The sequence below is a fragment of the Vicinamibacteria bacterium genome (genome assembly GCA_035620555.1).
Classification (GTDB): domain Bacteria; phylum Acidobacteriota; class Vicinamibacteria; order Marinacidobacterales; family SMYC01; genus DASPGQ01.
Map to the genome: position 1 here is coordinate 1 of DASPGQ010000626.1, position 8,032 is coordinate 8,032.

Genomic DNA, 8,032 nt, shown 5'->3' on the forward strand with positions numbered 1-8,032 from the left:
AACCCTATATGCCTTGACAGGAATATACTGATTTAAGTATATACCGTCCATGGAATCCTTGTTCGAGGTGCTCGCCGAGCGCAACCGGCGAGAGATTCTGCGGCTGCTCGTTGAGCGCGAGCGGTCCGTGGGTGATCTGGAGCGACAGCTCAACCGACCGCAACCCACCATCTCGAAGCACCTCCGCGTGCTGCGTGAGGCGGGGCTCGTCGATTCGAGGGTCGAGGCACAAAGGCGCGTCTATCGGGTCCGTCCCGAGCCCCTGCTGGAGCTCGAAGAGTGGCTGCAGCCGTTTCGACGCCTGTGGACGGAGCGACTGGACGCGCTCGAGACCCATCTCGACCGAATGCCCGACATGCCGAGAAAGAAAGGACGCAAGCGATGAAAAGACCCGAAAAGACGAAGAACGACTACCAGCCGGGCGAGGTAGCCGACGCAAAGGTTCGAAGAGACGGAAGCCTCTGGACGCTCGTCTTCGTGAGATCGCTGAGACATCCGCCAGGCAAGGTATGGCTCGCGCTGACCGATCCGGGAACCCTGCGCGAGTGGGCTCCGTTCGACGCCAATCGCGACCTCGGCTCCCCCGGAGCAGCGAAGCTCACGCTGGTCGGCGGCACGACGCCCGAGGTGTTCGAATGCGAGGTTCGGCAGGCCGAAGCCCCTCGCCTTCTCGAATACACCTGGGGAGAATCCGTACTCCGCTTACGTTGCACAGGATGACGACCCGGTTCGTTCGCGGAGTCGCCGGACCGCACGGTGCGGATGAAACCCGGGTCAACACGCCAGTTTCTCTGAGACCCATTTCGACGCCAGCGTCACCAAACAGCGGTGACGACGCCGTCACACAAGGATGCGCTTCGACCTCAACCCGACTGGCGTGACAGGTCTCTTCGTGCTATTTTGTCCGTTCGGGTTTCCCGAAACAAACGATTTCTTGTTCGCCTAGATCGGCCCGCGCCATGCGTCGGAGTAGGCCGATGCATTGCGCGAGTCGCGCCACCGGGTTGTCGGGTGGAGGCTTGGTGCGAAAAGCCGGGCAGCAGGCTTTGCGATCCATCGAGCGAGGGACGCCGCTCGAGCCAGGCGGAGGCTCGTACTCCAATTAAGCAAATTTATTTAACTTCTTGCATCAGCAGCATCAAAGGTTGACAGAAAATGGTAAATTGGCTAGTATGATTTCATGTGAGTCACTTCACTCACGTCTCCGGATGAATCTGAGCTAAGTCGAGTTGTCCGGCAGAGCAACCCAACCTTAGCGAGACCGAAAGGCCCTCAACGAATGTTTGCCCGAACGCTCCGCATGCAACTGAAGCCGGAAACCGCAACCGAGTTCACAAGTCTGATCGAGACGGAAGTGATTCCGCTGTTGCGGAAGCAGCACGGCTTCCAGGACGAGATCACGTTCGTCGGCCCGGGCGGCGCGGAAGCCATCCGAATCACCTTATGGGAAAAGAAGGAGAACGCCGACGCGTATCAGCGCAGCGTCCACCCGGAGGTGCTGAAAGCTCTCGCGAACGTTCTGGATGGCACGCCACGAGTCCAAAGCTTCAAGGTTTCGAACTCGACATTCCACAAGATCGCCGCCCGTTAGATCGTGTTCGGAAGCCGGTTCTCCCGGTGTTCCGGCTTCAAGCAAAAACAGCAGAAAGGATCGGGAAATCTATGCACATCAAAAACAATATTGCGAGGAGAAGACTGTGGGGATGGGTCGAGCGCCGTCGGTACTTCCGGCGCTTTTTCGAACAGGTGCGCGAGAAGGTGCCGAGAGACGCGGAGATTGGGAAGGCTACGCCGGCCATTGAGAAAGATTGACCGTTCCGTTGCAGCTCCAGCATCATCAACAACTCGAGCAGGGGCCTGCAGAGGCCCCCGCCTTCGTTTGCTGAACGAGACTCCCCTTCTTGGATCCACGATCTCTGTAATCAGACATTCGGACCCGGCGCGAGAACTGGGTCCGCTCATCGCGTGAGGCGAACGGGCAGCGTCAACTGTCGGGCGCCGAGGGCGCTCTCGACCCGGCAGCTTCAGAGACGAGCGGCCGCGTGATTCGAAACCGAAAACGACCTCGTTTCCACGACCCGGAACTCGGCGCAGAAAAACCCCTCCGGGATGAGCTCTTGAGCATCGAGCGGCTGGAGGAGAGGGCCAAAACCCTAGCGGCACGATTCACGGTCGACCCCAACGATAGAGGTCAATCGCGAAGCGTCTTTCCGCGCTTCGAGGAAAACGCCCGTATCCTCCGCGAGGGCTATGGCATTTTGGCCGACGACGTGCACGAGGGGGAGCACGTTACTCCGGCCGCGGAGTGGCTACTCGACAACTTTCACCTGGTAGCGTCCGTGATTCGGGACGTGCAGCAGAACCTGCCACGCAGCTACTATCGCGAGCTCCCCAAGCTCGCATCGCCGGGGCTTGGCGGTGATGCCCGCGTCTACGCGATGGCCGTCGAGCTCATCCGTCACAGCGATAGCCGCCTCGACCGACAAAAGCTCCTGCGATTCATCAACAGCTACCAAACCATCGCTCCTTTGACCATCGGCGAGCTCTGGGCCTGGCCAATCATGCTGAAGCTCGCTCTCATCGAGAACCTGAGACGGCTCGCGGTGGAGACGCTGGTCGCACGCGAGGCGCGCCGGAAAGCCGGTGCCCTAGTGGCCCGGATCGGCGAAGCGGGGGAGGGAAAGACGCCGTCGCTGCCTGCGGTTCTGCATCCCGCGTTCGTCTTGGAGCTCCTCCAGCGGGTGCGCGAGTACGGGCCTCGACTCTCAGCGGTTCGCTCCGCCGTCATCGAGCATCTGGCCGCGCAGCAGCTGAGTCCCGAAGATGCCATTCGGCTGGAGCATCAGCGCTTGGCATCGGCACAGGTCTCGGTCGCGAACGCCGTCACCAGCCTCCGGCTATCCACCGCGCTCGACTGGAGCGAGTACTTCGAGGCGGTGAGTCTGGTGGAGCAGGTTCTCGAGCGCGATCCGGCGGGGGTCTACGGGAGCATGGATTTCCTGAGCCGGGACCGATACCGCCAGGCCGTGGAGAGGCTGGCCGAACGCACGGGAGAGGCTCAGCTACGGGTCGCGTTGCGTGCGGTGGAGAGCGCGCGCCTCGCCGCCGAAGAGAGCTCGACGAGCGATCGTGCCGCCCACCTGGGCTATCACCTCATCGGCAAAGGCCGTCGCGACCTGGAAAAAGACGTCGCCCATCGACCGGGTCTCGTAAGGCGCGCCCACCAGCTCGTCTTCTCCCGCGCCACCGCGGTCTATCTCGGTGCGATCGGGCTCGGCACATCGCTTCTATGCGGGCTCGGACTCGCTTACGCCCGTGCCGAAGGCGCGTCCACCTGGGCTCAAGCAGGCGTAGTGCTAGCCCTTTTCCTCCCAGCGAGCGAGCTCGTGATCGCTCTCGTCCAGCGGGTGGCCGCTCGACTGGTGCCGCCGCGGCGCCTCGTGCGCCTCGACTTTGCTTCCGGACTTCCCGAAAGCGCACGAACCATGGTGGTCGTGCCCACGCTTCTCACGAGAATCTCCGATGTGGCCGAGCGCATCGAGCACCTCGAGGTGCTCGCCCTCGGAAACCTCGACCCAAGGATCCATTTCGCGATCTTGAGCGACTTCGCCGATGCCCCCGCTCGCCAGATGCCGGACGACGAGGCCATCCTGTCGGCCGCACGCGCGGGGGTCGAAGGTTTGAATGCACGGTTCGCCGACGGAGGCTCCAACAAGTTCTATCTGTTCCACCGTGAGCGGCAGTGGAACCCGGGCGAGAGCGCCTGGATGGGCTGGGAACGCAAGCGCGGCAAGATCGACGAGCTCAATCGACTGCTGCGCGGGGCCACCGATACGAGCTTTAAAGTGCATGTCGGCGACGTCATGGCTCTCCCGAGCATCCGTTACTGCATCACACTCGACTCCGATACGCGCCTTCCTCGGGACGCTGCGAAGAAGCTCGTCGGCATCATCGCTCATCCTCTCAACCGACCGACGTTCGACTCCCGCTACGGCCGGGTGACCGATGGCTACGGGATTCTGCAGCCGAGGGTCAGCGTGACGATGGCGAGCGCTTCAGGCTCGCTTTTCGCACGACTCTACGCCGGGCACACCGGGGTCGACCCTTACACCACGGCGGTTTCGGACACGTATCAAGATCTCTTCGGCGAGGGGATCTTCACCGGGAAGGGACTGTACGACGTGGATGCCTTCGTGGCTTCGCTCGACGGACGGGTGCCGGAGAACGCGCTCCTGTCTCACGACCTCTTCGAGGGGCTCTATGCGCGCACTGCGCTCGTGACCGACGTGGAGGTTGTCGACGACTACCCCTCGAGCGTCCTCGCCCATACGCGGCGCCAGCACCGTTGGGTACGGGGCGACTGGCAGATCTTGTGGTGGCTCTTGCCCTACGTTCCGACGCCCTCGGGCTTGACCAGGAACCGCCTGCCCCTCATCTCGCGATTCAAGATCTTCGACAATCTGAGACGGAGCCTTCTGGCGTCCGCGACCTTGGTTCTGCTGCTGCTCGCCTGGACGATCTTGCCGGGAAGCCCGGTGGTCTGGACGGCCGCCACTCTGGCGGCTGTGGCTTTTCCTCTTTATCCCATCGTTCTCGAAGCTGTGGCCGGGCCGAAGCCGCAACAACCGTGGCGCGCGTTTCAGAGAGCGGTATGGGACGACGTCAAAACGGCCATGGCACGGGCCTCACTTCAACTCACGTTCGTGGCCAATCAGGCCTTCGAGGATGCCCACGCCATCGTCCTTACCCTCGTTCGCCTCGGATTGACGCGGCAGGGGCTGCTCGAGTGGGAGACCGCCGCCGCCGGCGCCACTCGTTCCTCGGGCCCGCGGGCTTTCTTGGTAAGGATGATGGCGAGCCCGGCGATCGCGCTTTCAGGTGTCGTCCTCATCGCGGTGGTGCGCCCGGTCGCCCTCCTGGCCGCCGTTCCGGTGCTGGCCCTGTGGACGGCGGCGCCCCTCATAGCCTACGCGTTGAGCCGGCCCGCGTCCGCGCAACACATCGAGCTCGAGGACGAAGACCGCAAGCTCTTGCTTTCCATCGCGCAGCACTCGTGGCGATACTTCGAGGAGTTCATGGGCGCCGAGAACCACGGCCTACCCCCGGACAATCTCCAAGAGCGTCCCGACCCCAGGTTGGCTCACCGCACTTCACCGACTAATATCGGTATGGGGCTCATGGCGACCCTCGCCGCCCGCGATCTCGGCCTGATCGCGACGAAGGTGATGGTCGAAAGGCTCGAGAGGACCCTCTCCACCATGGAAGGCCTCGAACGATTCGAAGGACACTTCCTCAACTGGTACGACACCCGAAGCCTCGCTCCGCTGTTCCCTCGCTACGTCTCGACCGTCGACAGCGGCAACCTCGCGGGCGCACTCGTGACCGTGGCGGAGGGATTGATCGAACTGGCACGCTCGAGTCCGGAGTCGACGCTCGGGCCGCGGATCGATACCCTGGCGGTTCGGGCCGCGGGCTTCGCCGAGGAAATGAAGTTTCGCTCCCTCTACGACGCCGAGCGTGGGATGCTTTCCATCGGCTACAAGCTCGCAGACGCCGAGGGGCCGGGGCGACTCGACCCGTCCTACTACGACCTTCTCGCTTCCGAGGCGCGGCTCGCGAGCTTCATCGCCATCGCCAAGGGCGATCTCCCCGAGGCCCATTGGTTTCGCCTCGGACGCCTCCTCACGAGTGTCGACGGAAACCCGACGCTCCTGTCGTGGAGCGCCACGCTCTTCGAGTACCTGATGCCGCTTCTGATCATGAGGAGCTATCCGGGAACTCTTCTCCACAAATCGTGCGAAATGGCCGTGCGGAGCCAAAGAAGTTACGCGGCCGCAAACCAGGTGCCCTGGGGGATCTCGGAGTCCGCCTATGGCCTCGTGGACCGTCACGATAATTACCAGTACAAGGCGTTCGGCGTTCCCGGGCTCGGACTGAAGCGCGGACTGGGCGACGAGCTGGTCGTGGCACCCTATGCCACCGCGCTCGCAGCAATGATCGACCCTGTGGCAGCCAGTCGAAACTTTCGGCGTCTCGAGGCGGAGGGGCTTTTCGGCAAGTACGGCTTTTACGAGTCTATCGACTACGCCCACCCGAAGTCGGAACAGTTGAAGCTCCCGGTGAATGGAATGCAGGGAACGGTGGTGCGAGCCTTCTTCGCTCATCACCAGGGAATGACTCTCGTCTCTCTCGCCAACGTTCTGCTCGCCGACGTGATGGTGAAGCGCTTTCATGCGAACCCGCGCGTGCAAGCCACGGAACTCTTGCTCCAGGAAAGGGTGCCGCGACACACAGCCTTGACCCGCCCGCGCCCGGCTGAGGAGACTCGGGTGGCGGCAGCCGTGCCGGCGGCGGCGGTCCGCCGCTACCGCACACCCCACACTCCCGTCCCCCACGCGCAGTTTCTGTCGAACGGCAACTACACCACCGTCGTCACGAACGCGGGAGGCGGCGCGAGCTTCTGTCGGGGACTTGCTGTGACACGATACCGCCAAGATCCGACCTTGGACCCCGGAAGTCAGTACCTGTACCTTCGTGACATACGGAGCGGGTCGGTGTGGTCGGCGACGCATCAGCCTCTCGGCAAGGAGCCGCAGGAGTACCTTGTGACGTTCCTCCCGGAGAAGGCCACCTTCCACCGCCGCGACGACGACATCGTTACCCAGCTCGACATCGCCGTCTCGACCGAGGACGACGTCGAGGTGCGCCGCCTCGCGGTGACCAACAAGAGTGATCGCCCGCGAGAGATCGAGGTGACGAGCTACGCCGAGATCGTTCTCGCACGACTCGACGACGATCTGGCACACCCTGCCTTCGGAAAGCTCTTCATCGAGACTGAGTACCTTTCCGATGGCGGGGCCCTCCTCTGCCGCCGGCGTCCTCGCTCACCGGGGGAAGCGGAGCTCTTTGCGGTGCACGCCCTGAGCCTGGAAGGGCGGAACCAGGGTCCGGTCGAGTGGGAGAGCGATCGGAAGCAATTCCACGGCCGCGGCCGCGGTCCCGGCCACCCTCAGTCGCTCGATGGACGCCCGCTCTCCGGTACGACCGGTGCGCTTCTCGACCCCATCGTCAGCTTGCGCCAGCGCGTTCGCCTCGGGCCAGGGGGCTTCGTAAGGCTCAGTTTCGCCACCGGGATGGCTTCCACGCGAGAAACGGCTCTGGCCCTGGCGGAAAAGTATCGAGACCCCGGCGCGACGGCGCGCACTTTCGCCCTGGCTTTCGCCCACGCGCAAAGTGGCCTCCACCATTTGGGCATCTCGAGCGAAGAGGCGCGTCTGTTCGAGAGGCTGGCTTCACGCGTGCTCTATGCGGACGGGTCCCTGCGCGCCAGCCCCGATCTCCTCGTTCAGAACGAGCTCGGTCAGGAAGGCCTGTGGCCCCACAGCATCTCGGGCGATCTGCCGATCCTCCTCGTCCGCGTCGTCGAGGAGAACAGCGTGCCTCTGGTTCGACAGGTGCTGCGAGCGCAGGAGTACTGGCGCCTCAAGGGCTTGAGCGCCGACGTCGTTATCCTCAACGAGCACCCCACGAGTTACCTCGACGAAATGCAAGGACACCTCGCGGCGCTGCTCGACAATGGATCCTGGCGCGAATGGAAACACCGTCCCGGCGGCGCCTACCTGCTGCGCGGCGATGGGATGACGGAGGGAGAGCGGATACTCCTCGCGAGCGTTGCCCGGGCCGTCTTGAGCGGTGAGCGCGGGACGCTGGCTCAGCAGCTCGACGGGCTTCCTCTCGAGCAGCCCGAACCAGAAGAGCTGGTACCCTCGCGTACGGGCTGGACATCATCTTCTCCAGGGCCAACGATGCCACACTGGGATCTCTTTAACGGTATCGGGGGCTTCAGCGAAGAAGGCCGGGAGTACGCCATCGTACTCGAAGGGGACCAGGAGACTCCCTCACCCTGGGTCAACGTCATCGCCAATCCCATATTCGGGACGTTGGTCACAGCCTCGGGCGCGGCCCACACCTGGTCGGCGAACAGCCGTGAGAACCGCCTGACGCCTTTCGCGACCGACCCCGTCACCGACCC

4 protein-coding genes are annotated in these 8,032 nt (G+C 63.5%); all 4 read left to right on the forward strand.

Features of this window, described 5'->3' with window-relative positions; genetic code table 11:
* Positions 1-49: 49 nt before the first annotated feature.
* On the forward strand, positions 50-385 hold the full coding sequence (locus tag VEK15_25620; GenBank protein HXV64104.1) for a metalloregulator ArsR/SmtB family transcription factor: 336 nt from the start codon (positions 50-52) through the stop codon (positions 383-385).
* Positions 382-720: an SRPBCC domain-containing protein gene (locus VEK15_25625; protein HXV64105.1), complete on the forward strand. Its 339-nt coding sequence runs from the start codon at positions 382-384 to the stop codon at positions 718-720. Before VEK15_25620 ends, VEK15_25625 begins: the two co-directional genes overlap by 4 nt.
* A 580-nt stretch (positions 721-1,300) precedes the next feature.
* Entirely contained in the window at positions 1,301-1,591 is a 291-nt protein-coding gene (locus VEK15_25630; protein HXV64106.1) for a hypothetical protein, read from the forward strand.
* 526 nt (positions 1,592-2,117) lie between these two features.
* Positions 2,118-8,032 (forward strand): glucoamylase family protein (locus tag VEK15_25635; GenBank protein HXV64107.1); only part of this gene is annotated, 5,915 nt, incomplete at its 3' end.

Coding starts and splice junctions, on each gene's coding strand:
- VEK15_25620 (HXV64104.1), top strand. CDS start 50: ATGGAATCCTTGTTCGAGGTGCTCGCCGAGCGCAACCGGCGAGAGATT.
- VEK15_25625 (HXV64105.1), top strand. CDS start 382: ATGAAAAGACCCGAAAAGACGAAGAACGACTACCAGCCGGGCGAGGTA.
- VEK15_25630 (HXV64106.1), top strand. CDS start 1,301: ATGCAACTGAAGCCGGAAACCGCAACCGAGTTCACAAGTCTGATCGAG.